A 25,730-nucleotide genomic window follows, 5' to 3' on the forward strand; every position below is an offset into this window, starting at 1 on the left:
ATTAACTAAATAGAGAGTATTTAAAATTCTCTCTATTTCATTAAAACATTAGGGGGAGAGTTTTTTGAAAGTAGCAATATTTTTTGGTAGTAAATCAGATACAGAAATTATGAGAGGTGCAGCTAATGCATTAAAAGAATTTGGAATAGAGTATAAGGCATATGTTTTATCAGCTCATAGAGTTCCAGAAAAACTTGTAGAAACATTGAAAGAGTGTGAATCACAAGGGTGTGAAGTTGTTATTGCAGGGGCTGGGCTTGCAGCTCATCTGCCAGGAGTTATAGCATCTCAAACTATTATGCCGGTTATAGGAGTTCCTATAAATGGTGCGATAGGTGGACTTGATGCTCTTTATGCAATAGTTCAGATGCCAAAATCAATACCAGTTGCGACAGTTGGTATAAATAATAGTTATAATGCTGGAATGCTTGCAGTTCAAATGCTATCAATCAAATATGATGATATAAAAGAAAATTTAAACTCATTTAGAGTAGAAATGAAAAAGAAATTTATTGAAGAAAATGGACAAGGGGTGGATTTATAATGGAAAAAAGAGAAATGTTATATGAGGGAAAAGCAAAAAGGATTTTTGAAACTGATGATGCACAAAAAGTAGTTGTTTATTATAAAGATGACGCAACAGCATTTAATGGAGAAAAAAAATCTCAAATTGGTGATAAAGGTATCTTAAATAATGCAATAACATCAGTTATATTTGAAATGTTAAAAGAAAATGGAATTAGAACTCACTTTATAGAAAAGTTAAATGAGAGAGAACAATTATGTGAAAAGGTTGAAATTATTCCTTTAGAAGTAATAGTTAGAAATGTTGCTGCAGGAAGTATGGCTAAAAGACTTGGACTTGAAGAAGGATTTGCTCTTAAAACAACTGTTTTAGAATTATCATATAAAGATGATGCACTAGGAGATCCTTTAATAAATGATTATCATGCTGTAGGGATTGGTGCTACAACTTTTGAAGAGCTTGATGTTATATATGATATGACAAAGAAAATAAATGAGCTTTTAAAAGCATTCTTTATAAAGCAAAATGTTAAATTAATAGATTTTAAAATTGAATTTGGTAGAGATATAAATGGTGATGTAGTGTTAGCTGATGAAATTTCTCCAGATACATGTAGATTCTGGGATGCAGAAACAAATGAAAAGCTAGATAAAGATAGATTTAGAAGAGATATGGGAAATGTTAAAGATGCCTATGTAGAAATTTTAAATAGAATAAGCAAATAATTATTATATAAAGAGGGGTATTAATTATGTACGATGTTATAAATGATAAATTAAAAGATGAGTGTGGAGTTTTTGGAATGTTTGCAAAGAATGGTGCTGATGTAGCTAAATATGCTTACTACGCATTATATGCGTTACAACACAGAGGACAACAAAGTGCTGGGATAGCAATATCTAATGGGGAAGAGATAGCTATACACAAAGATTTAGGACTTTTAACAGATGCTTTTCAATTAAAAGATTTAGATAAAATGAAAGGGCATATCTCAGTAGGACATGTAAAATATTCAGCAGAAACAGAGCCTAAAATAGAAAATGCACAGCCATTAGTTAGTTCAACTAAATTAGGTAGTATTGCAATTGCAAACAACGGAAGTTTAGTAAATTCTGATATTATAAAAAGTTTACTTGAAGATTCAGGATATGTATTCCATACAGATACTGATGTTGAAGTTTTAATGAGTCTTATAGCTAGAAGTGCTAAAAGAGGAATGGTTAAATCAGTTTATAGTGCTGTTCAAGCAGTTAGGGGATCTTTTGCTGTAGTTATGTCTACAAAAGATCAACTTATCGGAATAAGAGATCCACATGGAATAAGACCTCTTTGTATTGGTAAATTAGAGGATGATTATATTTTATCGTCAGAGAGTTGTGCTCTTGATGCTATCGGAGCAGATTTTGTGAGAGATGTTTTACCAGGAGAAATTGTTGTTATTACAGCATCAGGACTTGAGAGTATAATTTATTCTGAAAAAACACAATGTGAAACTTGTGCATTTGAATATATTTATTTTGCAAGACCAGATAGTACAATGGATGGAGTGAATGTCCATACTGCTAGAGTAAATGCTGGGGCAATGCTTTATAAGCAAAATCCAATAGATGCTGATGTTGTTATAGGAGTTCCTGATTCAGGTTTATCTTCAGCTATTGGCTATTCAAAAGCTTCTGGAATTCCATATGATATTGGATTTGTAAAAAACAAATATATTGGAAGAACTTTTATAGCTCCAAATCAAGCATTAAGGGAAAGAGCTGTTTCAGTTAAGTTAAATCCTTTAAAAGTTAATGTTGAAGGTAAAAGAGTTATATTAATAGATGATTCTATTGTAAGAGGTACCACTTCAAGACACTTAGTTGAATCTTTAAGAAGAGCTGGAGCTAAAGAAGTTCACTTTAAAATAGCATCTCCAATGGTTAAATATCCTTGTTACTTTGGAATTGATACTCCATATAGAAAAGATTTAATAGGTGCTAATAATTCTATGGAAGAAATAAAAGATATTATAGGTGTTGATTCATTAGATTACTTAACAATCGATAATCTTTTAGAGAGTTTATCTAGTGGGTGTGAGGGTAAAGGTTATTGCCTTGGTTGTTTAAGTGGAGTTTACCCAGTTTCAACACCAACTGAAGAGAGTGGAGATTATTTAGACTAGAATTTAATGTTAAGGGGGAGTTTTTAATATGATAACATATAAAGACGCAGGAGTTAATATAGAAGAAGGTTATAGATCAGTATCTTTAATAAAAGATTATGCAAAGAGAACTTTAAGTGAGCATGTTTTAAGTGGGCTTGGAAGTTTTGGTGCTTTTGTTGAGATACCAGAAGGGTATAAAAGACCAGTTTTAGTATCTGGAACAGATGGAGTTGGAACTAAACTTGAAATTGCTTTTAAAACAAAAAAATATGATACTGTTGGAATAGATTGTGTTGCTATGTGTGTTAATGATATTTTATGTCATGGAGCAAAGCCATTATTTTTCTTAGATTATATTGCTTGTGGAAAACTTGAGGCAGATGTTTCTTCAGAGCTTGTAAAAGGAATATCAGATGGATGTCTAATGAGTGAATGTTCTTTAGTTGGTGGAGAAACAGCTGAAATGCCTGGTTTCTATCAAGAAGGTGAATATGATATGGCTGGTTTTGCAGTTGGTGTTGTAGACAAAGAAAATGTAATTGATGGTAGTAAGATAGAAGAAGGTAATGTTTTAATTGGTTTAAAATCTTCTGGAATACATTCTAATGGATTCTCATTAGTAAGAAAAATATTTACAGATTTAAATGAAGATTTTAATGGTGAAGAGGTTTGGAAAACTTTAATAGAGCCAACAAGAATTTATATAAAACCAGTATTAGAGCTTATGAAAAGCGTAGATATAAAAGGAATGGCACATATTACAGGTGGTGGATTTATTGAGAATATTCCAAGAATGTTCAATAAAGAGGGCTTAACAGCAGTAGTAAATACAGATTCTTATGAACTTCCAAGTATTTTTAATACAATCATTAGCAAAGGCGTAGAAAAATCTCATATGTATAATACATTTAATATGGGAATTGGATATGTAATATGTATCGCTAAAGAAGATACTTCAAAAGTATTAGAAGTATTAAAATTAAATGGAGAAGACCCTGTAGAACTTGGCTTTATAACTTCTGGAGGTGAGGGTATTTGCTTAAAATAGCAATACTAATCTCTGGTGGTGGAAGTAATATGGAGTCTATACTAAATAGTATAGACTCTAAATTCCTTAGCAATGTAGAGGTTATAACAGTAATTAGTGATAGGGATGCTAAAGGTATTGAAATTGCAAAGCAAAAAGGTTTTAATACAAGAATTTTAGATAGAAAAGTTTATAAATCAAATCTTAGTGATAAAATTTTAGAGATTTTAGATGGAAATGTAGATTATATTGTTCTAGCAGGATTTTTATCTATAATAAGTAATAATCTTATTAGAAAATTTAAAAATAGAATTATAAATATTCACCCATCATTAATACCAAGCTTTTGTGGTGCTGGGATGTATGGTATGAAAGTACATAAGGCTGCAATAGATAAAGGTGTTAAATTTTCAGGATGTACAGTTCATTTTGTAAATGAAGAGGTTGATGGTGGTGCAATAATAAAACAAGAGATTGTTGAAGTTTTAGAAACTGATACACCAGAAATATTGCAAAAAAGGATATTAAAGAAAGAACATATAGCACTTCCGAGTGTTTTAAAGTTAATTAGTGAGAATAAATTAGAAATAATTAATAATAAAGTTAAAATTTCATTATAATTTAGGGGGATCAACAATGATAAAAAGAGCTTTGATAAGTGTTTATGATAAGACAGGTATTTTAGAATTAGCTAGTAGCTTAGCTAAAAAAAATGTTGAAATAATTTCATCAGGTGGAACTTATAATTACTTAAAAACTAATGGGTTTGATGTAAAAGAAATAAGTGAAATAACTGCAAGTGATGAGATGTTAGATGGAAGAGTTAAGACATTACATCCTATAATACATGGTGGAATACTTGCTATTAGAGATAATCAAGAGCACATGGAAACTTTAAAAGATAGAAAGATAGGAACTATTGATTTAGTTGTGGTTAATTTATATCCTTTCTTTGAGAAAGTTAAAGAAGATTTAGAGTTTGAAGAAAAAGTTGAGTTTATTGATATTGGTGGACCTACAATGCTTAGATCTGCTGCTAAAAATTTTAAAGATGTAGTTGTTTTAAGTAGTACAACTGATTATAGTGATTTTATAGAAATGTATTCAAATACTAATATAACATTTGAATTTAAAAAGAAAATGGCAGCAAAAGTATTTAATTTAATGAGTGCATATGATGGTGCAATTGCTAATTTCCTTTTTGAAGAAAGTGAGTACCCAGAGTACCTTTCAATATCATATAAGAAAATGCAAGATTTAAGATATGGAGAGAATCCACATCAAACTGCTGCTTATTATGGTGCAACTGAGTTTGATGGAGCTATGAATACTTTTGAAATCTTAAATGGTAAAGAATTATCATATAATAATTTAAAAGATGTTGATATTGCATATAAAGTTGTTTCAGAATTTGATGAAGTTACATGTTGTGGTTTAAAGCATAATACACCTTGCGGGGTTGCTATTGGTGAAAATGATTTTGAGGCTTATAAAAAAGCTTATGATTGTGATAATATTTCAATCTTTGGTGGCATAGTAGCTTTTAATACAAAAGTTACAAAAGAAACTGCACTTGAAATGAGTAAAACTTTCTTAGAAGTTATAGGTGCACCAGAGTATGATGATGATGCATTAGAAGTTTTAAGAGCTAAAAAGAATTTAAGAGTTATTAAGTTTAAAAATAGGCCATGTGCTAAAAAATTCTTAGTTTCTGTAGATGGCGGAATTTTAGCACAAGAAGAAAATAATAAATTTATTGATGAACTGAAAACTATGACTAATAGAGAAGCAACAGCAGAAGAACTTGAAGATATGATTTTTGCTATGAAAGTTGTTAAGTATGTTAAATCAAATGCTATTGTAGTTGCTAAAAATAAAATGGCAATTGGAATAAGTGGTGGTGAGGTTAATAGAATATGGGCAGCCTGCCAAGCTTTAGAGCGTGGAGAAGGTGCTACAGTTATGGCTTCAGATGCTTTCTTCCCATTTGATGATACAGTAAAAGAAGCTAATAAATATGGAATTAAAGCAATTATACAACCAGGTGGTTCTATGAGGGATAAAGATTCTATAGAAGCTTGTAATGAGAATGATATGACTATGGTAATGACAGGTATAAGACACTTTAAACATTAATTAATATAAATAAGGATGCCTATTAATAGACATCCTTATTATTTTAGGGGGATTTTGAAAATGAAATTATTATTAATAGGCTCAGGTGGTCGTGAACATGCAATAGCTAGAAAGTTAGCTAAAAACAATCAAGTTGAAAAAATATTTTGTGCACCTGGTAATGGTGGGACTAAAATTGAAAGTAAATGTGAAAATATAAATCTTTCTAAGATTGATGATTTATTGAAATTTGCAAAAGAAAATAATATTTATTTAACTTTTGTAGGTCCAGAAGTACCGCTTATTGATGGTATTGTTGATATATTTAAAGAAAATGGATTAAGTATCTTTGGGCCAGATAAAGCTGGTGCTATGCTTGAGGGAAGTAAAAGTTTTTCAAAAGATTTTATGAAAAAATATAGCATCAAAACTGCGAGATATGAAGTTTTTGATGATGCAAAAAAAGCTTTAATTTATTTAGAAAAAGAAGAATATCCTTTAGTAATAAAAGCTGATGGTTTAGCTGCTGGAAAAGGTGTTTATATCTGTGAAACTTTAGAAGATGCTAGATTGGCAATAAAAGAAATTATGTTAGATGATATATTTAAAGGGGCCGGAAGTAAAATTGTTGTAGAAGAATTTTTAGATGGTGTAGAAGCTTCTATATTATCAATAACAGATGGTGAAACAATTTTACCTTTTGTAAGTGCTAAAGACCATAAACAAATATATGATGGCGGAAAAGGTCCTAATACTGGTGGAATGGGTGTAATTGCTCCTAATCCATATGTTACTAAAAATGTTGAAAAAGAGTTTATAGAAGATATTATGCTACCAACTCTTTATGGAATTCAAAAAGAAAATTTTGATTTTACAGGAATTATTTTCTTTGGCATAATGATTACTAAAAAAGGAACATATCTTCTTGAATATAATGTTAGAATGGGAGACCCTGAGACTCAATCTATTTTAGAACTTATGGAATCAGATCTGTTAGAACTTTTAAATTCTGCTATGAATAAGTCTTTAAAAGATTTTAATTTAAAATGGAGTGAAAAAAGTTGTTGTAATGTAGTTTTAGCTTCAGGAGGTTACCCTAGCTCATTTATAATTGATTATGAAATTAAAATAGAAAATAATTTATTAGAAAATATATATTTTGCAGGTACAAAAGAAAAAGATGGCAAGCTTTTTACAAGTGGTGGACGAGTATTATCAATTGTAGCTACTGGAGAGTCTTTAGATGAAGCTATTATTAGTGCTTATAAAAAAGTAAAATTTGTTGATTTTAAAAATAAATATAATAGAAGTGATATTGGAAAGTAATTTTTTTATTTATACTCTGTAAAATAAGGATATAAAGGTAATTTTATCTTTTAAAGAAAAAACTTACAAAAATTAAATTTATATTGTAGAATGATAAGTAATGATATTTTATTCTTGGAGTTTGAAAGGGGTATAAAAATGTTGAAAAAAGTTACAGAAAGAGTTTATTATATGGATTATGAAAATACTCAAAGACCTGTTATAGGATTAGTTATTGGTAATAATTCATGTTTAGTTATAGATGGTGGGAGTTCTAAGGAGCATTTTAATGAATTTAAAAGATATGTAGAAAAGATGGATATACCACCATTAAAATATTTAGCATTAACTCACTCACACGAAAATCATGTTGCAGGAGCAGTAAGTAGTGGATTAATTAATATAGTGAACGGCATGACTAATGAAAAATTGAAAAATAAATCATATGTAGATAATAATATTTTTATATCAGATATTATATATGATGAATTTTTAAAAATAGATTTAGGTGGTATTGTTGTTGAACTTGAGAGAATACCAAGTGATCATACTAGAGATTGTTCAATTATTTATATCCCAAGTGAAAAAATTGTGTTTCTAGGTGATGCATTATATTCAAATAAAAAACATAAAAATCTTTGTTATACAAATGAATTAATGATTCCATTATTAAAAGAATTACAATGTTATGAAGCAAGCTCTTATATTCCAGCTCATAGTATGGTATTTAATTATGATGAATTTTTATCATATTCAAATAAAATGATTACTATTGCAAAATCTACTAAGGATTTAGTCTCTTTTGAAGAAGCAGAAAAAAAAGTTAAAGAAAAGTTAAATTTAGAAATTGACTCTTATGATAAAGAGTTGATATTAGCATTTTTAGCGGGAAATAAAAATTAACTTAACTAAAAAAAGGTATGCACTTGCATACCTTTTTTTAGTAAGATTAATTTAAGGAACTAGTAATTTATTAATAATTACAGTCGCAATCACAATCACAGTTATCTTTACATTTGAATGAACCATAAAAATCACATTTTGAGCATTCTTCATAATTATCGCTCATGCAAGGAATTGGCTTGCTACATCCATTATTTGGAACCACTACTGATTCTGAACCACAATCATAAGATTTTTCAATTACTTCTCTATCATAATGGAAAACATCTTTATTATAATAAAAATCATTTACATAGTAAAAATCTTTAACATAATGATTATTAGTGTTAGTATGATGATTATTTCTAACATAATGGTTATTTGTTTCAAAATCTTTTGATGTGTTATAGTAGTTATCATTTCTCATATATTTATCTTTTGTTGAAGATTGACCGTTAGCATTTCCTTGACCGTTGTTAATACCACCTTGACCATTGGCATTTCCATTATTAAAATTACCTTGACCGTTTCCATTAGTATTACCTTGACCATTTCCATTAGAACTACATTGATTGTTTTGACCGCTATTATTTCTTGGATCTATATACATAGAACCATTTCTATTATTTTTAAAATTACTCTTACTTTTTTCACAATTGTTACAATACATATTATGCTCCTTATTTCTTCCTTAGATTTCTTATTATTTCTGATTTATAATATATACTATGAAAAAAAATATAAGTGGTGACATAATATTAATTTGGTTTAATAATTAATTTCAGAACTTTCTACATTAATAATATCTTTTGAACTACAAGGTGTAACTCCAAAAGTCATAGAACATTTAGGACACTTACAAACTAAAGTTTCCATTTTAAAAATTTCGCCACAAGAACAAGTTATAGTTAAATCACCCATTGGTGCTTTATTCTCAAATCCTTTACTTCTGACTAAATCTATTATTTTTTTTCCATTATTATTTAAATCTTTACAAGAACAATTACTCATAATAAAATCTGCTACTTAAAATATAGACAAAAGTGTCTATATCAAGAAAATTACTGCTTCCTAGCACCTCATTTTGCCAAAGCTACTCAGTGCTCCACAGTCATAAACTCCCGACTCGCCATCGGTACATATATAAACATCCATTTTACGTTAGATATTTTATACTAAGTAGTCTCTCCTTTCAATTATTTATTTTGTTTTTAGTATTGTTAATCATCTACAAATAAGCACCAACAAGGTTTTACCCTATAATTATCTCAGCCCTTACGCTCTGATTTTGGCTTTCATTTTCGCTTGTTCCATACCTTTTTAAAATCATTATAGATTATATACTAAAAATTCAAAAGCTTCTATCTTTTGAATTTAGAAATTTTTAATTATGGTTTTCCATTCTATTTTATTTTATAATATTAACTGGAAAGAATATCTAATTATTAAGTTATTGGGGGAATAAGATTTATGGAGTTTATAAAAAAATATAATGAAGAAAATTTTAATTGGGATAATGTTGAGAAAGTTAAAATAGGAAATTATCCATGGGATTCAACTGGATATATGCCAGATACTTTCATACAGATGGCTATAACTAATAAAGGAATGCTTGTTAGATTTATAGGTACAGAAAAAAAAGTTATTATCACTAATAAAATATTGCATTCTAGAGTTTATCAAGATAGTTGCGTTGAGTTATTTTTGAATCCTGACTTTAAAAATAGTAATGATTATATAAATATTGAAATTAATGCACTAGGCACTGGTTTATCACAAATAGGACCTAATGCTATAGATAGAGAATTTTTAACAGCAGATGATATAAAATCATTAAATATACATTCAGATGTAACAGAAAAAAATGTTAATGAATTTGATGATTTTAAACCTTGGAATTTAGATTATATAGTGCCTTTTGAATTAATAGAAAACTATTATCCTAAATTTAATAGAAATAATTTAACTAGCTTTAAATGTAATATTTATAAATGTGGTGATAAAACACTAGCATCTCATTATGGTTGTTTATTTATGATAGATTACCATAAACCATCATTCCATAGACCAGAATTTTTTAATGAAGTTACTATTAAATAAGTATAATAAATCTAAATATGTAGATACTATAAGAGATAGTTAGCTACTATTACGAATTATAATTTCATTTTATAGATTATGCGTATGTATTATTGTGGATATTTTATTTTATTTTTTAAAAAAAGTTGAAATGAACTTGCGTGTGATATATAATCTTAATTGTAGAAGAAACAAACACGAATGATGTGTTTGAAATTTAAAAATCAGTGTAATACTGAGGGGGAGTTATAAATGAGAACAATTGGAACAGTAGCAATCGGAGTAAGAGCACCTATCGTAAAGGAAGGAGATAATCTTAAGGAGATTGTAGTTGACTCACTTTTAAAAGCAGTAGAAAATGAAAATATAGAATTAAGAGATGGCGCTGTAGTTGGTGTAACAGAATCACTAGTTGCTAGAGCACAAGGAAACTATATTAAATTAACAGATATCGCTCAAGATATTAATAGCAAATTTGAGGGAGATAGTATTGCAGTTGTATTCCCAATTTTAAGTAGAAATAGATTTGCACCAATATTAAAAGCTATTGCATTAACAGGAAAGAAAATTAAGTTATTCTTAAACTATCCATCAGATGAAGTTGGAAACCACTTAATGAACTTAGATGTAATGGATGAAGCTGGTGTTAACCCATATACAGATCATTTAACAGAAGCAGATTATAGAAGAATATTTGGGGAGAATGTTATTCACCCATTCACAGGAATAGATTACGTTCAAATGTATAAAGAAGTTGTTGGAGAAGATATGATTGAGGTTTACTTAACAAATGATCCAAGAGTTGTACTTAAATATACAAATGAAGCTATAGTATGTAATATACATGAAAGATTTAGAACTGAAAGGATATTAGAAAAAGCTGGTGCTAAGGTACTTACATTAGATGGTATTGCAAATGCTTCAGTAAACGGTAGTGGATATAATTCAGAATATGGTTTACTAGGTTCAAATATGGCGACAGATGATTCAATAAAATTATTCCCAAGAGATTCTAAAGAATTAGTTTATGATATTCAAACTATATTAAAAGAAAAAACAAATAAAAATATAGAAGTTATGGTTTATGGAGATGGAGCTTTCAAAGATCCAGTAGGGAAAATTTGGGAACTTGCAGATCCAGTAGTTTCACCAGGATTTACAGCAGGACTTGTTGGTACTCCTAACGAAATTAAAATCAAATATATTGCTGATAATACTTTAGTAGAAGGTATTTCAAGAGAAGAGCAAATAATTGAAAAAATTAACTCTAAAAAAGATCAAAGTGAAATTGGAAATGATGCTTTAGGAACAACACCTAGACAAATAACTGATTTACTTGGAAGTTTATGTGACTTAATGAGCGGGAGTGGTGATAAAGGTACTCCTATAATATTAATACAGGGATACTTTGATAATTACGCTACAAAATAAGAGAATATAATGTATAATGTACTAAGAAACTATCTTTTAATAAGATAGTTTCTTAATTTTTGGAAAGAAAAAGGAGTTTTTACTATGAATTATAAATTATTATTACAATTTGATGGAACTAGATACTTAGGATGGCAGAAACAAAAAACAGGAACACAAACTATACAAGGGAAAATAGAAGCGGTGCTAGAAAAATTATTTGATGAAGAAGTTCAAGTAATTGGTTGTAGTAGAACAGATTCAGGGGTTCATGCAATAAACTATGTTGCGAGTTTTAAAGCAAAAGATATGGATGTTAAAAAAGTACATAGTTATTTAGAGCAATACTTACCAGATGATATTATAGTTAAAGAAGTTACTGAAGTTAGTTATAGATTCCATGCAAGATATAATGCTAAGTCAAAAACTTATATTTACAAAATTGATAATTCTAAATACGGAAATGTATTTGAAAAAAGATATGCTTGGAATATAAAAGAAAACTTAAATATTGAAAAAATGAAATCAGCAAGTGAATTATTCATAGGAACTCATGATTTCAAAGCATTTACTAATAAGGCTAAAAATAAAAATATCACAAGAACAATAAATTCAATTGATATAGAACAAGATAATAATATGATTACTATTAAAATAAATGGAAATAGTTTCCTTTTAAATATGATTAGAATAATAGTTGGTACATTAGTAGAGTGTGGAATGCACCAAAGAACTAATCAAAGTATATTAGATGCTTTAGAATCTGGTGATAGAGAGCAAGCTGGTGAAAGAGCTGTTGCAAAAGGATTATACCTTTGTAATACAGAGTATTAAAATAGGAGAGAAGTTATATTTTTTAACTTCTCTTTTTTTATTATTATATAAGTATTAAAGTTAGGGGGCAAAATGAAATATATATATAATTTAACATTTAAAATGGCAATATCAGCAACTATTTCATTGATTTTATGTCAATTAATAGGGATAAAATATGGAACGGTGGCGGCAGTTATTTCTATTTTAAGTATTCAAAGTACACGAAAAAAATCTTTTAAAGTCGGAATTAATAGGCTAATAGCATGTTCAATAGGAATTTTACTTTCAGCAATAATATATAAATTTATAGGAAATAATTTTTTGATATTTGGATTATTTATACTAATATTTATTCCGATAACTAATAAATTAAAAGTTGAGGAAGGTATGATAGCTGCTGTAGTTCTTTCAAATCATATATTAGTTGCAGATAATATTACTTATAATTTATTATTAAATGAATTTGCTATAATGGTTATAGGAATAGGTGTAGCATTTATAGCTAATTTATTTATGCCATCATTCTATAATGAATACACAGAGGACAAGCTATACATAGAAAATAGTTTTAAAACTATCATATTAGATATGAGTAAAAATTTACTGACTAATACTGTAGAATTGCATGAAGAAAATTTATTTTATGATTTAGATAAACGTTTAATAAATAGTGAGCGAGTAGCTTATGATATTGTAAATAATAAGCTATTAAAAACTAATACATATTTTTTAGATTATATAACTATGAGAAGAAATCAATTTAATATTATAAAAAAAATGAGAAGACATTTTGAAAAATTTTATATGTCATTTGAGCAAACTGTTTTAATATCTAATTATACAAAGAAAATATCTGAAGATATGCATGAATATAATAATTGTATAGATTTATTAGAAGAATTAGATATATTAAAATTAACTTTTAAAAAAATGGATTTACCTAAAAGTAGAGAAGAATTTGAAAATAGAGCTCAATTAATCCAATTTTTAAATGATTTAGAAGACTTTTTAAATATAAAAAGAGAATTTGTTCAGAAAAATAAAAAGAGTAACTTTTAAAAAAGTTGCTTTTTTTACAAAGAATTCTTACCGCTTGGAAAATTTTTAGGTATATAAAAAATAAATAGCTATAAACAAAAATATTTTTAATTTTTATTAAAAGTGTTTTTGTTTATTTATTATAAATATTCGTTTAAAATAAACTAAAGAGTATATTAAGGAGGTAAGAAATAGTTATGAAAAGAACAGAATATATATCATGGAATGAATACTTTATGGGAATAGCTTTAATAAGTTCTAAAAGAAGCAAGGACCCTAATACACAAGTTGGCTCTTGTATTGTAGATGCAGATAATAAAATAATAGGAATTGGTTATAATGGATTCCCAATTGGATGCTCTGATTCAGATTTTCCATGGGAAAATGAAGGAGATTTTTTAAATACAAAATATGCATATACATGCCACGCAGAGTTAAATGCAATTTTAAATAGTATTGGAAAAGAGTTAAAGGGATGTAGGCTATATGCTACTTTGTTCCCTTGTAACGAATGTGCTAAGGCTATAATACAATCTGGTATATCAGAAGTTATATATTTATCAGATAAATATAAAGATACAGATATTGTAAGGGCTTCTAAGAGGATGTTTGATACTGCTAATTTAAAATATTATCAATTAAATACAGAACTTAAAAATCTAAACATATCATTTGATCCTAAAGATGTATAAACAAAAAGTAGGAATAGTTAATTACTATTCCTACTTTTTTTGTATAAAAATTTTTAATTAGGTAATACTTAATAGTAAAATGTTATTTTAAATAATTTTTTAAATATATTGACAATATATTTTGTTTGTAGTATATTTTGATTATCAAAGTAAATAATTTGATAATCAAAATATATATTAGTCTATTTAAAAATCCTTATAATATTGCTATTATATAATAAGTAATAACTATTCATAAGGAGATGACTTTATTGATTAAAAGCGAAGAAATACTAAATTCATTATTTGTAGAGGTGTTTAATGACATACTACTAATAGAACAAAAAACTTTGAAAGCTGGTGTCTTATCAGATTTATCAGTTACAGAAATGCATACACTTGAGGCTATAGGCTATAAAGGTTCTAGAACTATGTCTGAGATAGCCCATGATTTAAATATAACAGTTGGAACATTAACAACAGCTATAAATAAACTTATAAAAAAAGAGTATGTTTCAAGAAAAAGAATAGAAAGTGATAGAAGAGTTGTTCTTGTAGAACTTACTAGAAAAGGGAAGGTAGCTCATAGATTACATGAGAGATTTCATAGAGAGATGATAAAGGCAACAGTTGGATCATTAACTGAAGACGAAGCATTAGCTTTGGGAAAAGCATTAAATAATATGATAAGCTTTTTTAAAGTTCAGTGCTTAAGTGATGAAAATTAAGGAGAATTAGTATGTTTAATTCTAAAATAATAGGGGTTGGGGCATATACTCCAAGCAATGTTGTTTCAAATGAAGATTTAAAAAAAGTAGTTGATACTAGTGATGAATGGATAAAGTCTAGAACTGGTATCCATGAACGAAGAATTTCAACAGGAGAAAACACTTCAGATTTAGCAGCTAAAGCAGCTAGGGTAGCCTTAGATATGGCTAATATTAATTCAGAAGATATTGACTATATAATAGTCGCAACAATTACACCTGATAACTATACACCATCTACTGCGAGTATGGTTCAAGATAAAATAGGAGCAAGAAATGCATCAGCAATTGATATAAATGCAGCATGTACAGGATTTATGTATGCTATGGAGATTGCAAATTGTTTAATTAAAAATGGCTCTTATAAAAATATTTTAATAATCGGTGCTGAAACTTTATCTAAAATTCTTGATTGGAATGATAGAGCAACTTGTGTACTATTTGGAGATGGTGCTGGTGCAGCAGTTCTTACAAGAACACAAGAAAGAGGTATTCAGTCTATAATTACAGGTTCAGATGGTTCAAAAGGTGCTTCACTTGTTGCACAAAATTTAGCAATGATAAATCCATTTATAAATGAATGCAAAAGCATTAATCCTTACATAACTATGAATGGTGGAGAAGTTTTTAAATTTGCAACTAGGATAATGGAAGATTCTATTCGTAAAGTTTTAAATAACGCAGGTGTTTCACTTGATGAAATAGACTATATTATACCTCATCAAGCAAATTATAGAATTATAGAACATGTAAGTAAAAAATTAAAAATTGATATATCTAAGTTCATTATAAATTTAGATAAGTATGGAAATACATCAGGTGCTAGTATACCAATAGCTCTAGCTGAAGCTATCGAGCTTGAAAAGATAAAAAAAGGTGACAAGATAGTATTAGTTGGATTTGGTGGTGGACTTACTTGGGGTTCTGTACTACTAGAATATTAAAAAAACGGAGGAATAAAGATGTTTGAAAAAATTAGAACAATAATATGTGAGAAATTAGAAATTGAAGAGGAAAAGGTTACTCTTGAAACAACATTTGAAGATTTAGGGGCTGACTCATTGGATTTATTTGAAGTTATAATGGATATTGAAGATGAGTTTGATGTTAAACTTGAAGATCCTACTAAAATTAAGACTGTTAAAGATGCTATTGATTATGTTGAAAGTGCATCTAAATAATTATTAGGAGGCTATTTATAGCCTCTATAATTTTACTTAAAACTAGGAGGTTTATATGAAAAAGATAGCTTTTTTATTTGCAGGACAGGGGTCACAGTATATAGGTATGGGAAAAGATTTTTATGAATCTTTTGAAGAATGCAAAAAAATATATGAAATAGCTGATTCTGAATTAGGATTTAATTTATCTGATATTTGTTTTTATGATAAAGATGGAAAGTTAAATAAAACAGAATTTACACAACCTAGTATTATTGCTACAAATATGGCTATACTAGAAGCACTAAAAAAATTTAATATTAAAACAGATATAAGTTGTGGGTTAAGTCTTGGAGAGTATTCTGCACTTATAAATGATGGGATGATTAGTTTTGAAGATGCTGTAAAGTTAGTGAAAAAAAGAGGTCAATTTATGCAAGATGCAGTTAAACCTGGAATAGGTGGAATGGTTGCAGTCTTGAAATTAGAAAAAAAAGATATTGAAGAAATAATTTCAATATGTTCGAAAGATGGAATTGTTGAAATAGCTAACTATAACTCACCAAGCCAAATTGTGATATCTGGTGATTTAAAAATATTAGATAAAGCTAGTGAGCTTATACAAGAACGTGGTGGTAGAGCAATTAAATTAAATGTTTCAGCGCCATTTCATTCATCTATGTTAGAAGCTGCTGCTAATAACTTATATGAGGAATTAAAAGATATTGAAATTAATAAACCTAATGGTATAGTTTTATCTAATTTAAAAGGTGATTGTTATACAAAAGATGATGATGTAAAAATTATTCTTAAAGACCAAGTACAAAAATCAGTTTTATTTGTAGATAATATAAAATATATGCAAAGCTTAGGTGTAGATATATTTGTAGAAATAGGTCCAGGGAAAGTTTTAAGTGGATTTGTAAAAAAAATAGATAAAACAGCAACTATTCTTAATATTGATACTATTGAAAGTTTTTATAAAACAATTGAGAAATTAAAAGAATTGGAGGTAATTACTTAATGCTAAAAAATAAAAATATAATAATAACAGGTGCAACTCGTGGGATAGGAAAAGCTATTGCTTTAAATCTTGCTAAAAAAGGCGCTAATATAGTAATTGGGTATAGAAATTCAGATAATGAAGCTTTAAAAGTAAAAACTGAGCTAGAATTACTAAATGTAAAAGTATTATTAGTAAAAGGTGATGTTAGTACTCCTGAATATGCAAAAGAAATAATAACTCAATGTAAAAAAGAATTTGGTAGTGTAGATATTTTAGTTAATAATGCTGGTATAACTAAAGATGGTTTAGTTATGAGAATGACAGAAGAAGATTTTTCTTCTGTTATAGATGTTAATTTAAAAGGAACATTTAATTGCTCTAAAGAAGCTGCTATTGTGATGTTAAGACAAAAAAGTGGGAAAATAATAAACATTTCTTCTGTTATTGGCTTAATAGGTAATGCAGGTCAAGTTAATTATGCAGCATCTAAAGCTGGAATACTTGGAATAACAAAATCATTAGCAAAAGAATTAGGCAGTAGAGGAATTACTGTAAATGCAGTTGCTCCAGGGTTTATTCAGACTGATATGACATCAGAATTATCAGATGCAAATAAAGATTTTATTAAAAATAATTTGCCATTGAAAAAAATTGGGAAAGCCGAAGATGTTGCAAGTGTTGTTAGTTTCTTAGCCTCAGATGATGCTAATTATATAACAGGTCAAGTAATAAATGTTGATGGCGGAATGGTAATGTAAGGAGTTTTATTAATATGGGAAATAGAGTAGTTATAACAGGTATGGGTGCTATTACACCTGTCGGAAATGATATTTTAAAGTTTTGGGAAAATATAAAAGCTGGAGTTTGTGGTATTGATAAAATAGATGCAGAAAACTATTTTGATACAACAGATTTTAATGTTGATATAGCTGGTATGGTTAAAGATTTTAATGCTGATGAGTATATTGGAAAAAAAGAAGCCAAAAGAATGGATAGATTTACACATCTAGCTATCAAAGCTGGAGATGAAGCACTTGAAGATTCAAAATTAGATATAAAGACTTTGAATGCTAATAGAGTTGGTGTCATTATTGGATCAGGAATTGGTGGAAATGCTACTATCGAAGAGCAAGTTACTAATTTAATAACTAAAGGACCAAGAAGAGTATCGCCTTTTTATATTCCTAGTTCAATAATAAATAGTGTTGCGGGAATGTTATCAATGAGATATGGAGCAAAGGGAATCGCTGCATCTGTGGTTACAGCGTGTGCTAGTGGATCGAGTGCTATTGGAGATGCTTATAGACAAATAAAGCATGGTTATATGGATGTTATGATAGCTGGTGGTACTGAAGCTGCTATATTACCCTCTTCAATTGCAGGGTTTAGTAATTTAAAAGCATTAAGTACAACAAAGGATCCTAAAAATGCATCTATACCATTTGATAAAAACAGAAATGGTTTTGTTATGGGTGAGGGTGCTGGAATTGTAATTTTAGAAAGTCTTGAAAGTGCAAAAAAAAGAAATGCTAAAATTTATGCTGAAATAGTAGGTTATGGAGCAACTAGTGATGCTTATCATATAACAGCACCAGCGCCTGATGGTGAAGGTGCTGCAAGAGCAATGGAGTTAGCTATCAATGAAGCCTTGATAAACATTCAAGAAGTTGGTTATATAAATGCTCATGGTACAAGTACACCTATAAATGATAAAACAGAGACTAAAGCTATAAAATTATGCTTTGGTGATTATGCAAATAATATTCCTATATCATCAACAAAAGGAATGACAGGTCATTTGCTTGGTGCAGCCGGTGCAATCGAAACAATTATTTGTGCAAAAGCACTAGAGGATAGTTTTATACCTGCTACTATAGGTTTAAAAACACAAGATGAAGAGTGTGATTTAGATTATGTCCCAAATGAAGGTAGAAATCAAGCTATTGAATATGCTATGACAAATTCACTAGGCTTTGGTGGTCACAATGTATCACTATTACTTAGAAAATGGAACTAGAGGTGTAAATTAATGAATTATAATGAAATAGAAAAATTAATAGAAAAAATAACTAATTCTGATATTAGTTTATTTGAATTGAATATAGATAATGTTTATTTAAAAATGGATAAATCACTTACAAGAACAAATAATCAATCTGAAAGTGAAAAAAAGGAATTTAACACTATATCAAAAGAATCTTATGAAGTAGCTCAACCAATAAAAGAACTAAAGTCAATAGAAACAATAGTTGAAAGTAAAAAAGAATTAGCTATAGATGATACTATAAATAATGAGAACACTAAAATAATAACATCACCTATGGTTGGAACTTTTTACTCTGCACCAGGCAATAAATTAGATGAGTTTGTAAAAATTGGTCAACTTGTAAAAGTTGGCGAAACACTTTGTATTATAGAAGCTATGAAATTAATGAATGAAATCGAAGCTGATATTGCTGGAGAGATAGTTGAGATATTAGTTGAAAATGGTCAAATGGTTGAATTTGGAACTGAATTATTTAGAGTAAGGAGTTAATTAGTATGTTAGGAATAAAAGAAATAAAAGAAATTTTACCACATAGATATCCTTTTCTTTTGGTTGATAAAGTTGAATTAATTGAAGAAGGTAAAAAAATAATAGCATATAAAAATGTTACTGCAAATGAGGAGTTTTTCCAAGGCCACTTCCCTAATCATCCGGTTATGCCTGGTGTTTTAATAGTTGAAGCATTAGCACAGGCGGGTGCAATAGCATTGCTTACAATGGATGAATATAAGGGAAAATTACCATTATTTGCTGGGATAAATAAAGCAAGATTTAAAAAACAAGTTCAGCCAGGTGATGTTTTACGTTTAGAGGTTGAAATTATTAAATTAAGAGGACCTGTTGGAATCGGGAAAGCAACAGCAACAGTAGATGGGAAAGTTGCTTGTGCTGCTGAAATAATGTTTGCTATACAATAGGATGGTGAAAATATGTTAAATAAAATATTAATTGCAAATAGAGGCGAGATAGCTGTTAGAATAATTAGAGCTTGCAAAGAGTTAGGCGTAGAAACTGTAGCAGTATACTCTGATATTGATAAAGATGCTCTTCATGTTAAATTAGCAGATGAAGCAGTTTGTATAGGTCCTTATATATCAGCAGAAAGTTATTTAAATATACAAAATATTTTAAGTGCATGTGTATTAACAGGTGCAGAGGCAATACATCCTGGATTTGGTTTTTTATCAGAAAACTCAAAATTCGCAAAAATGTGTGAAGAATGTAATATTAAATTTATAGGACCTTCATGGAATGCTATTGAACTTATGGGTAATAAAGCACGAGCTAGAGAAGTTATGAAGGCTGCTAATGTACCTGTTGTTCCAGGCTTTGAGGGCAGAATAGAAACAGAGATCCAAGGGCTTGAGATTGCAAAAGAAATAGGTTTTCCAGTAATGATAAAAGCAGCTGCTGGTGGTGGTGGGAAAGGAATTAGAGTAGTTAGATGTGCAGAAGAATTTATAGATAATTATAATAGTGCACGACTTGAAGCAAAAGCTAATTTCTCTGATGATACTATGTATATTGAAAAATTCATAGAAAATCCTAAACATATAGAAATCCAATTATTAGCTGATTCATTTGGAAATACATTACATTTCTTTGAACGAGATTGCTCTGTTCAAAGAAGAAATCAAAAGGTTATTGAGGAAGCTCCATCAACTATATTAACTGAGCAATTAAGAGTTGAAATGGGTGAAACAGCAGTAAATGCTGCGAAGGCTGTAGGTTATGAAAATGCTGGAACAATTGAATTCTTAGTTGATTCAAATAAAGATTTTTATTTTATGGAAATGAATACAAGAATTCAAGTAGAACATCCAATAACAGAGATGATAACAGGTATTGATTTATTAAAAGAACAAATAAAAATTGCTAGTGGATATGAATTAAATATATCTCAAGATGATTTAAAAATTAATGGTCACTCAATAGAATGTAGAATAAATGCAGAAGACCCTGAAAAAAACTTTAGACCTTCACCTGGATTAATAAAAAATGTAATACTTCCAGGCGGATTTGGTGTAAGAGTAGATTCTGGTATCTACCCTGGCTATAAAATACCTCATTGCTATGACTCAATGATAGCTAAACTTATAGTTCATGCTAGTACTAGAGATGAAGCAATTCAAAAGATGAAAAGGGCTCTAAGTGAATTTGTTGTTGATGGTATTAAAACGAATATAGACTATCATTTAAAAATATTAAATAATGATAAGTTTATTTCTGGGAAATATGATACTTCATTTTTAGCAAATGAGTTGGTGGATTAAATATGATAAAAAGTTTATTAGGAAAAAAGAAATTTATAACAGTTAGTACAGTTAATTTAAAAGAAGAAGTTGAAGTTAAACCGAATATTCCAACGGGAATGTGGAGTAAATGTACTGGCTGCAATAATATAATTTATACAGAAGATTTAAAAAAGAATTTATATGTATGTCCAAATTGTAATTTTCATTCTAGAATAAATTCTAAAATGAGAATTGCTAATTTGTTAGATGCTAATAGTTTTATTGAACTCAATGAAAGCTTAATTGGTAATGATCCATTACATTTCCCAGGTTATTCTGAAAAACTTAGTTCTGTTAAAAATAGAACTGGTTTAAGTGAAGCTGTAACTACTGGTTTTGGAAATATAAATAATACTAAAATTGTTATTTGTATAATGGATTCAGAAGTTTTAATGGGAAGTATGGGAAGTGCAGTTGGTGAGAAAATTACACGTGCTATAGAAATTGCAACTAAAGAAAACTTACCTTTAATTATATTAACCGCTTCAGGTGGTGCTAGAATGCAAGAAGGGATTTTTTCATTAATGCAAATGGCAAAAATCAGTGGGGCTATACAAAAATATTCAGAGAGTGGAAATCTTTATATTACAGTTTTAACTGATCCAACAACTGGTGGTGTTACAGCTAGTTTTGCTATGGAAGGTGATATAATACTTAGTGAGCCTAATTGTACCATTGGATTTGCTGGTAGACGAGTTATAGAAAAAACTATAAATGAAAAACTTCCAGATGATTTTCAAAAGTCAGAATTTTTACTAAAAAAAGGTTTTGTTGATAAGATAGTTTTTAGAAAAGATCTTAGAAACGTATTAGATAGAATACTAAAAATGCATGAGGTGGATAATGAGTAGAGAGTTAATAAGAACTATGGATCCTTGGGATAAAGTTTTAACAGCTAGAAGAATTGATAGACCTAATGCAGAATTTTATATAAATAATATATTTGATGATTTTATAGAGTTTCATGGTGATAGAAATTTTGCTGATGATAAAGCTATAATTGGTGGGATTGCAAGAATAGGCAGTGCTAATTATACTGTTGTTGGTATCTGCAAAGGAAATAGTACTAAAGAAAATTTAGAAAGAAATTTTGGAATGCCTCATCCTGAGGGTTATAGAAAAGCTTTAAGGTTAATGAAGCAAGCTGAAAAATTCAAAAGGCCTATAGTATGTTTTGTGGATACGGCTGGTGCTTTTTGTGGAACTGGTGCTGAAGAGAGAGGACAAGGGCAAGCTATTGCTCAAAATTTAGTTGATATGATGGGGATAAAAGTTCCTATTATATCTATAGTTATTGGTGAAGGGGGTAGTGGTGGTGCATTAGCATTGTCTATTGCTAATAAACTATATATGCTAGAGCATTCAATATATTCAATATTATCCCCTGAAGGCTTTGCAACAATTCTTTGGAAAGATGTTACTCGTGCTAAAGAGGCTGCAGCAGTTATGAAAATAACAGCTCAAGATTTAAAAAACTTTGGAATTATTGATTCAATTATCAAAGAACCTTGGGGGGGAGCACATAAAAACCCTGGAAGAATGGCTATAATGTTAAAGAAAGTTATCATTGAGTCAATGTTAGAACTAAAGAGCAAAACAACTGAAGAAATACTTAATGAACGATATAATAAATTTAGAAATATTGAAAATACTTTATAATATATCTAATAAAAAGGAGGTACTAAAATTTAGTATCTCTTTTTTTGCAATCCTTTAAATAATTATTTTTTTTTTGGAAAAAATAATTATATAACAAAAGGAGGATTTTAAAATTATGAAAAAGAATACGAAAAAGAATATGACTAAATTCTTAGTAATGCTAATAGCTATTATAACTTTATTTTCTATAGCTATTCCTGTATTTGCAGATACTGACCTTATAAAGGTTGAAGCTAATTCAGCTTTATTAATAGAGGCAACAAGTGGTGATATAATATTCGAAAAAAATTCAAATGTTAAATATGCACCGGCGTCTGTTACAAAGGTTATGACTATGCTACTTACTATGGAAGCTATTGATTCTGGTAAAATATCATTTAATGATAAAGTAACTATAAGCGAAAATTCTAAAAGAATGGGTGGAAGCAGTATGCTTCTAGATACTGGAGAGATACGAACTGTTGAAGATTTAATTAAAGGTGTTGGAATTGCATCTGGTAATGATGCTGCAGTTGCTCTTGGTGAATACTTAGGTGGAAGCGAAGAAAATTTTGTTGGAATGATGAATAAAAGAGCTAGCGAATTAGGTATGAAAAATACTCACTTTAAAAATTGTACTGGACTTCCTATAGATGGACATATATCAACAGCAAATGATATATCTATAATGTCTAGAGAATTACTTAAACATGAAAGTATATTAAAATATACAAGTACATACATGGAGACTATCTCAGAGGGGAGGAAATCACCTATAGAGCTTGTTAATCATAATAAGCTAGTAAGATTCTTTAAAGGATGTGATGGTCTTAAAACAGGCTTTACACAAGAAGCTAAATATTGTATAACTGCAACAGCAAAAAAAGATGGTACTAGAATGATTGCAGTTATAATGGGTGCTCCAACTTTTAAAATAAGAAATAGAGATGCTAGTATGTTAATGAATTATGGTTTTTCAAAATATGAAACGCTAAAATTAGTATCAAAAGATGAAGAAGTGCAATTAGAATACTTAGATAAATCTAATAAAAAATATCTTATTCTAAAATCAGAAACTGATTTAAATGTGACACTTCTAAAAGGTATAAATACTGGCATAGAAGTTGAAATTAAAGTTAATGATAATTTAAATAAGATTAAGCGTGGAGATATTGTTGGAAAATATATTTTCTACTTAAAAGATAAACAAATAGGAGAAGTTTCACTATATTCAGATAGAGATTGTAACTATAGTGGCTTTATAAATAAAATAAAAAGATTATTTATGTCATAATAATAGTAAAGTAGCCGTTTTAATTTTTAAAACGGCTTTTTTTATTGCGTTATCTAGTAATATTTTGATATTATAGAATTTGAGATTTATTTAGTTAGGAGTACTTTATATGAAAATGCCAAAAATTAAAATTTCTAATTTTGATGGTCCATTTGATTTATTAATACATCTTATTAAAAAAAATGAAATGGATATAACAGATATTAGAATTGAAGAGATAATAAATCAATATTTAGATTACATATCATTAATGCAAGAACTTGATTTAGAAATAACATCTGAATTTATAGTTATGGCTGCAACTTTAATAGAAATAAAATCTAAATCACTTTTACCAAAAGAAATTAAAGAAACAGATAGTAATGAAATTGTAGATTTAGAAACTGAACTAAAGCTGAAATTAATTGAATATACAAAGTTTAAAAAAATATCAGACTACTTTAAAAAGAAAGATTTAATGTATGGTGAAGTTTTTACAAAGAAAGCTGAGATTATAGAGTTAAAAGAAGATGTAGATATACTTTCTACAGAGTTTTTAAATAAAATAACTATGCGGACTTTATATACTATATATATAAACCTCATACAAAGGTATAATGATAAGCAGAATACATCAAGTATAATAGAACGAAATATAAATGTAGATAAATATAAGGTTAATGATAAAATAAAATCTATAAGAGCAAAAATGAAGTTAAATAGTATCATAAGATTTTCAGATTTATCTTATGAATGTGAATGTAAGTTAGAGGTTGTAGTTACATTTTTGGCTATTCTTGAAATGATAAAATTAGAAGAACTAAAAATAATGCAATATGATAATTTTGAAGAAATAATTATAGAAAAGGTGGAAATACATGAGTAATTACTCTGAACAGATAGAATTCGAAGAAATTTCAAACAAAAATAAGATATATTCGATAATAGAATCTCTGCTTTTTGTTACTGGAGAACCTTTGTCAGTAAATGATATATCTAAAATAATAAAATGTAATTTTAGTGAAACGCTAAGTTATCTAAAAGAAATGACGATAATATTTGAAACTACAGAGGAACGTGGACTAAAAATAATATCAGTCAATGGGAAATATCAATTAGTTACTAAAAATGAAAATAGCGCCTTTATACAAAAATTATTAAAAAAGAATACACGTCAATCGCTATCACAAGCTTCTCTTGAAAGTTTATCTATAATAGCATATAAACAGCCTATTACTAGAATAGAAATTGATGAGATACGTGGTGTTAAAAGTGATAGTGCTATTCAAAGATTAGTTGAAAAAAATTTAGTTGAAGAAACTGGTAGAAAAGAAGTTGTAGGAAAACCTATCTTATATGGGACTACAGATGAATTTTTAAGACATTTTGCTTTAACTGATATAGAAGAACTTCCATCATTAGAATTATATGCAGAGGCAGAAATAGAAGAAGAGAATTAGGTTAACCTAATTCTCTTCTCAGGACGTCGACAAACTACAATGTCGATGTCCTTTTTTTTGTTTTTCGATT

The 25,730-nt window shown here is 28.5% G+C and carries 29 protein-coding genes; 27 read left to right on the forward strand and 2 right to left on the reverse strand.

The annotated features are described in order from the left end of the window. The first annotated feature begins 64 nt into the window (after positions 1–64). From purE to Q0V24_RS10540, 8 genes are all read left to right on the forward strand, one after another. The gene (purE, locus tag Q0V24_RS10505; protein WP_297521233.1) at positions 65–544 is read left to right on the forward strand and encodes a 5-(carboxyamino)imidazole ribonucleotide mutase; all 480 of its coding nucleotides are present in this window, start codon (positions 65–67) and stop codon (positions 542–544) included. Further along, entirely contained in the window at positions 544–1,251 is a 708-nt protein-coding gene (gene purC / locus Q0V24_RS10510) for a phosphoribosylaminoimidazolesuccinocarboxamide synthase (protein ID WP_297521235.1), read from the forward strand. Before purE ends, purC begins: the two co-directional genes overlap by 1 nt. A gap of 26 nt (positions 1,252–1,277) precedes the next feature. After that, a complete protein-coding gene (purF, locus tag Q0V24_RS10515) occupies positions 1,278–2,690 on the forward strand; it encodes an amidophosphoribosyltransferase (RefSeq protein WP_297521237.1) in 1,413 nt (470 codons plus the stop codon). 28 nt (positions 2,691–2,718) lie between these two features. Further along, the gene (gene purM / locus Q0V24_RS10520) at positions 2,719–3,720 is read left to right on the forward strand and encodes a phosphoribosylformylglycinamidine cyclo-ligase (protein ID WP_297521239.1); all 1,002 of its coding nucleotides are present in this window, start codon (positions 2,719–2,721) and stop codon (positions 3,718–3,720) included. Beyond that, a complete protein-coding gene (gene purN, locus Q0V24_RS10525; RefSeq protein ID WP_297521241.1) occupies positions 3,708–4,319 on the forward strand; it encodes a phosphoribosylglycinamide formyltransferase in 612 nt (203 codons plus the stop codon). Before purM ends, purN begins: the two co-directional genes overlap by 13 nt. Positions 4,320–4,335: 16 nt before the next feature. Further along, positions 4,336–5,835 (forward strand): bifunctional phosphoribosylaminoimidazolecarboxamide formyltransferase/IMP cyclohydrolase, encoded by a 1,500-nt coding sequence (gene purH / locus Q0V24_RS10530; protein ID WP_297521243.1) that lies wholly within the window; start codon positions 4,336–4,338, stop codon positions 5,833–5,835. 60 nt (positions 5,836–5,895) lie between these two features. Continuing rightward, positions 5,896–7,140, forward strand: coding sequence for a phosphoribosylamine--glycine ligase (gene purD / locus Q0V24_RS10535; RefSeq protein ID WP_297521245.1), 1,245 nt, complete (start codon positions 5,896–5,898; stop codon positions 7,138–7,140). Between the two features lie 138 nt (positions 7,141–7,278). Further along, positions 7,279–8,022, forward strand: a complete 744-nt coding sequence (locus tag Q0V24_RS10540; protein WP_297521247.1) for an MBL fold metallo-hydrolase — start codon at positions 7,279–7,281, stop codon at positions 8,020–8,022. A 70-nt stretch (positions 8,023–8,092) separates the two neighbouring features. On the opposite strand, the gene Q0V24_RS10545 is transcribed toward Q0V24_RS10540, so the two are convergent. Both Q0V24_RS10545 and Q0V24_RS10550 read right to left on the reverse strand, forming a co-directional pair. Next, complete coding sequence (locus Q0V24_RS10545) at positions 8,093–8,671, reverse strand: hypothetical protein (RefSeq protein WP_297521249.1); 579 nt, start codon at positions 8,669–8,671, stop codon at positions 8,093–8,095. Between the two features lie 98 nt (positions 8,672–8,769). Further along, positions 8,770–9,012 (reverse strand): hypothetical protein, encoded by a 243-nt coding sequence (locus Q0V24_RS10550; protein WP_297521251.1) that lies wholly within the window; start codon positions 9,010–9,012, stop codon positions 8,770–8,772. 459 nt (positions 9,013–9,471) lie between these two features. On the opposite strand from Q0V24_RS10550, the gene Q0V24_RS10555 reads away from it, so the two are divergent. The 19 genes from Q0V24_RS10555 to scpB all read left to right on the forward strand — a co-directional run bounded on the left by Q0V24_RS10555 (position 9,472) and on the right by scpB (position 25,660). Next, positions 9,472–10,101 (forward strand): carbohydrate-binding family 9-like protein, encoded by a 630-nt coding sequence (locus tag Q0V24_RS10555; RefSeq protein ID WP_297521253.1) that lies wholly within the window; start codon positions 9,472–9,474, stop codon positions 10,099–10,101. 231 nt (positions 10,102–10,332) lie between these two features. Further along, complete coding sequence (locus Q0V24_RS10560) at positions 10,333–11,511, forward strand: coenzyme F420-0:L-glutamate ligase (RefSeq protein ID WP_297521255.1); 1,179 nt, start codon at positions 10,333–10,335, stop codon at positions 11,509–11,511. 84 nt (positions 11,512–11,595) lie between these two features. Further along, positions 11,596–12,324, forward strand: a complete 729-nt coding sequence (gene truA, locus Q0V24_RS10565; protein WP_297521258.1) for a tRNA pseudouridine(38-40) synthase TruA — start codon at positions 11,596–11,598, stop codon at positions 12,322–12,324. 72 nt (positions 12,325–12,396) lie between these two features. Continuing rightward, positions 12,397–13,365, forward strand: coding sequence for an aromatic acid exporter family protein (locus tag Q0V24_RS10570; protein ID WP_297521260.1), 969 nt, complete (start codon positions 12,397–12,399; stop codon positions 13,363–13,365). A gap of 176 nt (positions 13,366–13,541) precedes the next feature. Next, positions 13,542–14,036 carry a dCMP deaminase family protein gene (locus Q0V24_RS10575; RefSeq protein ID WP_366938303.1) on the forward strand — a complete coding sequence of 165 codons (495 nt, stop codon included), beginning with the start codon at positions 13,542–13,544 and terminating at the stop codon, positions 14,034–14,036. A 251-nt stretch (positions 14,037–14,287) separates the two neighbouring features. Continuing rightward, a complete protein-coding gene (locus tag Q0V24_RS10580) occupies positions 14,288–14,743 on the forward strand; it encodes a MarR family transcriptional regulator (RefSeq protein ID WP_297521262.1) in 456 nt (151 codons plus the stop codon). Between the two features lie 11 nt (positions 14,744–14,754). Continuing rightward, complete coding sequence (locus Q0V24_RS10585; RefSeq protein ID WP_297521264.1) at positions 14,755–15,726, forward strand: beta-ketoacyl-ACP synthase III; 972 nt, start codon at positions 14,755–14,757, stop codon at positions 15,724–15,726. An 18-nt stretch (positions 15,727–15,744) separates the two neighbouring features. Next, positions 15,745–15,963 (forward strand): acyl carrier protein, encoded by a 219-nt coding sequence (gene acpP, locus Q0V24_RS10590; protein ID WP_297521266.1) that lies wholly within the window; start codon positions 15,745–15,747, stop codon positions 15,961–15,963. Between the two features lie 55 nt (positions 15,964–16,018). After that, entirely contained in the window at positions 16,019–16,966 is a 948-nt protein-coding gene (fabD, locus tag Q0V24_RS10595; protein WP_297521268.1) for an ACP S-malonyltransferase, read from the forward strand. Next, on the forward strand, positions 16,966–17,706 hold the full coding sequence (fabG, locus tag Q0V24_RS10600; RefSeq protein ID WP_297521270.1) for a 3-oxoacyl-[acyl-carrier-protein] reductase: 741 nt from the start codon (positions 16,966–16,968) through the stop codon (positions 17,704–17,706). Before fabD ends, fabG begins: the two co-directional genes overlap by 1 nt. Positions 17,707–17,720: 14 nt before the next feature. Continuing rightward, positions 17,721–18,965 carry a beta-ketoacyl-ACP synthase II gene (gene fabF / locus Q0V24_RS10605; RefSeq protein WP_297521272.1) on the forward strand — a complete coding sequence of 415 codons (1,245 nt, stop codon included), beginning with the start codon at positions 17,721–17,723 and terminating at the stop codon, positions 18,963–18,965. Between the two features lie 12 nt (positions 18,966–18,977). Continuing rightward, complete coding sequence (gene accB, locus Q0V24_RS10610) at positions 18,978–19,484, forward strand: acetyl-CoA carboxylase biotin carboxyl carrier protein (RefSeq protein WP_297521274.1); 507 nt, start codon at positions 18,978–18,980, stop codon at positions 19,482–19,484. 5 nt (positions 19,485–19,489) lie between these two features. Further along, entirely contained in the window at positions 19,490–19,912 is a 423-nt protein-coding gene (gene fabZ, locus Q0V24_RS10615; protein ID WP_297521276.1) for a 3-hydroxyacyl-ACP dehydratase FabZ, read from the forward strand. Positions 19,913–19,924: 12 nt separating this feature from the next. After that, entirely contained in the window at positions 19,925–21,268 is a 1,344-nt protein-coding gene (locus tag Q0V24_RS10620) for an acetyl-CoA carboxylase biotin carboxylase subunit (RefSeq protein WP_297521278.1), read from the forward strand. 2 nt (positions 21,269–21,270) lie between these two features. Beyond that, the gene (gene accD / locus Q0V24_RS10625) at positions 21,271–22,140 is read left to right on the forward strand and encodes an acetyl-CoA carboxylase, carboxyltransferase subunit beta (RefSeq protein WP_297521280.1); all 870 of its coding nucleotides are present in this window, start codon (positions 21,271–21,273) and stop codon (positions 22,138–22,140) included. Continuing rightward, on the forward strand, positions 22,133–22,948 hold the full coding sequence (locus Q0V24_RS10630) for an acetyl-CoA carboxylase carboxyltransferase subunit alpha (protein ID WP_297521282.1): 816 nt from the start codon (positions 22,133–22,135) through the stop codon (positions 22,946–22,948). The genes accD and Q0V24_RS10630 overlap by 8 nt, the downstream gene beginning before the upstream one ends. A 115-nt stretch (positions 22,949–23,063) precedes the next feature. After that, positions 23,064–24,221 (forward strand): D-alanyl-D-alanine carboxypeptidase family protein, encoded by a 1,158-nt coding sequence (locus tag Q0V24_RS10635; RefSeq protein ID WP_297521284.1) that lies wholly within the window; start codon positions 23,064–23,066, stop codon positions 24,219–24,221. A 109-nt stretch (positions 24,222–24,330) separates the two neighbouring features. Beyond that, on the forward strand, positions 24,331–25,086 hold the full coding sequence (locus tag Q0V24_RS10640; RefSeq protein WP_297521286.1) for a segregation/condensation protein A: 756 nt from the start codon (positions 24,331–24,333) through the stop codon (positions 25,084–25,086). After that, positions 25,079–25,660 (forward strand): SMC-Scp complex subunit ScpB, encoded by a 582-nt coding sequence (gene scpB, locus Q0V24_RS10645; RefSeq protein ID WP_297521288.1) that lies wholly within the window; start codon positions 25,079–25,081, stop codon positions 25,658–25,660. The genes Q0V24_RS10640 and scpB overlap by 8 nt, the downstream gene beginning before the upstream one ends. Positions 25,661–25,730: the final 70 nt, after the last annotated feature.

The organism is uncultured Clostridium sp. (assembly GCF_947039605.1).
In the GTDB taxonomy this organism is placed as follows: domain Bacteria; phylum Bacillota; class Clostridia; order Clostridiales; family Clostridiaceae; genus Sarcina.

Coding starts and splice junctions, on each gene's coding strand:
- Q0V24_RS10560 (WP_297521255.1), top strand. CDS start 10,333: ATGAGAACAATTGGAACAGTAGCAATCGGAGTAAGAGCACCTATCGTA.
- Q0V24_RS10640 (WP_297521286.1), top strand. CDS start 24,331: ATGAAAATGCCAAAAATTAAAATTTCTAATTTTGATGGTCCATTTGAT.
- purH (WP_297521243.1), top strand. CDS start 4,336: ATGATAAAAAGAGCTTTGATAAGTGTTTATGATAAGACAGGTATTTTA.
- accB (WP_297521274.1), top strand. CDS start 18,978: ATGAATTATAATGAAATAGAAAAATTAATAGAAAAAATAACTAATTCT.
- Q0V24_RS10550 (WP_297521251.1), bottom strand. CDS start 9,012: ATGAGTAATTGTTCTTGTAAAGATTTAAATAATAATGGAAAAAAAATA.
- purM (WP_297521239.1), top strand. CDS start 2,719: ATGATAACATATAAAGACGCAGGAGTTAATATAGAAGAAGGTTATAGA.
- Q0V24_RS10545 (WP_297521249.1), bottom strand. CDS start 8,671: ATGTATTGTAACAATTGTGAAAAAAGTAAGAGTAATTTTAAAAATAAT.
- Q0V24_RS10630 (WP_297521282.1), top strand. CDS start 22,133: ATGAGTAGAGAGTTAATAAGAACTATGGATCCTTGGGATAAAGTTTTA.
- fabF (WP_297521272.1), top strand. CDS start 17,721: ATGGGAAATAGAGTAGTTATAACAGGTATGGGTGCTATTACACCTGTC.
- Q0V24_RS10575 (WP_366938303.1), top strand. CDS start 13,542: ATGAAAAGAACAGAATATATATCATGGAATGAATACTTTATGGGAATA.
- accD (WP_297521280.1), top strand. CDS start 21,271: ATGATAAAAAGTTTATTAGGAAAAAAGAAATTTATAACAGTTAGTACA.
- Q0V24_RS10620 (WP_297521278.1), top strand. CDS start 19,925: ATGTTAAATAAAATATTAATTGCAAATAGAGGCGAGATAGCTGTTAGA.
- purF (WP_297521237.1), top strand. CDS start 1,278: ATGTACGATGTTATAAATGATAAATTAAAAGATGAGTGTGGAGTTTTT.
- purD (WP_297521245.1), top strand. CDS start 5,896: ATGAAATTATTATTAATAGGCTCAGGTGGTCGTGAACATGCAATAGCT.
- acpP (WP_297521266.1), top strand. CDS start 15,745: ATGTTTGAAAAAATTAGAACAATAATATGTGAGAAATTAGAAATTGAA.
- Q0V24_RS10585 (WP_297521264.1), top strand. CDS start 14,755: ATGTTTAATTCTAAAATAATAGGGGTTGGGGCATATACTCCAAGCAAT.
- truA (WP_297521258.1), top strand. CDS start 11,596: ATGAATTATAAATTATTATTACAATTTGATGGAACTAGATACTTAGGA.
- fabZ (WP_297521276.1), top strand. CDS start 19,490: ATGTTAGGAATAAAAGAAATAAAAGAAATTTTACCACATAGATATCCT.
- Q0V24_RS10555 (WP_297521253.1), top strand. CDS start 9,472: ATGGAGTTTATAAAAAAATATAATGAAGAAAATTTTAATTGGGATAAT.
- scpB (WP_297521288.1), top strand. CDS start 25,079: ATGAGTAATTACTCTGAACAGATAGAATTCGAAGAAATTTCAAACAAA.
- Q0V24_RS10570 (WP_297521260.1), top strand. CDS start 12,397: ATGAAATATATATATAATTTAACATTTAAAATGGCAATATCAGCAACT.
- Q0V24_RS10635 (WP_297521284.1), top strand. CDS start 23,064: ATGAAAAAGAATACGAAAAAGAATATGACTAAATTCTTAGTAATGCTA.
- purC (WP_297521235.1), top strand. CDS start 544: ATGGAAAAAAGAGAAATGTTATATGAGGGAAAAGCAAAAAGGATTTTT.
- fabG (WP_297521270.1), top strand. CDS start 16,966: ATGCTAAAAAATAAAAATATAATAATAACAGGTGCAACTCGTGGGATA.
- fabD (WP_297521268.1), top strand. CDS start 16,019: ATGAAAAAGATAGCTTTTTTATTTGCAGGACAGGGGTCACAGTATATA.
- Q0V24_RS10540 (WP_297521247.1), top strand. CDS start 7,279: ATGTTGAAAAAAGTTACAGAAAGAGTTTATTATATGGATTATGAAAAT.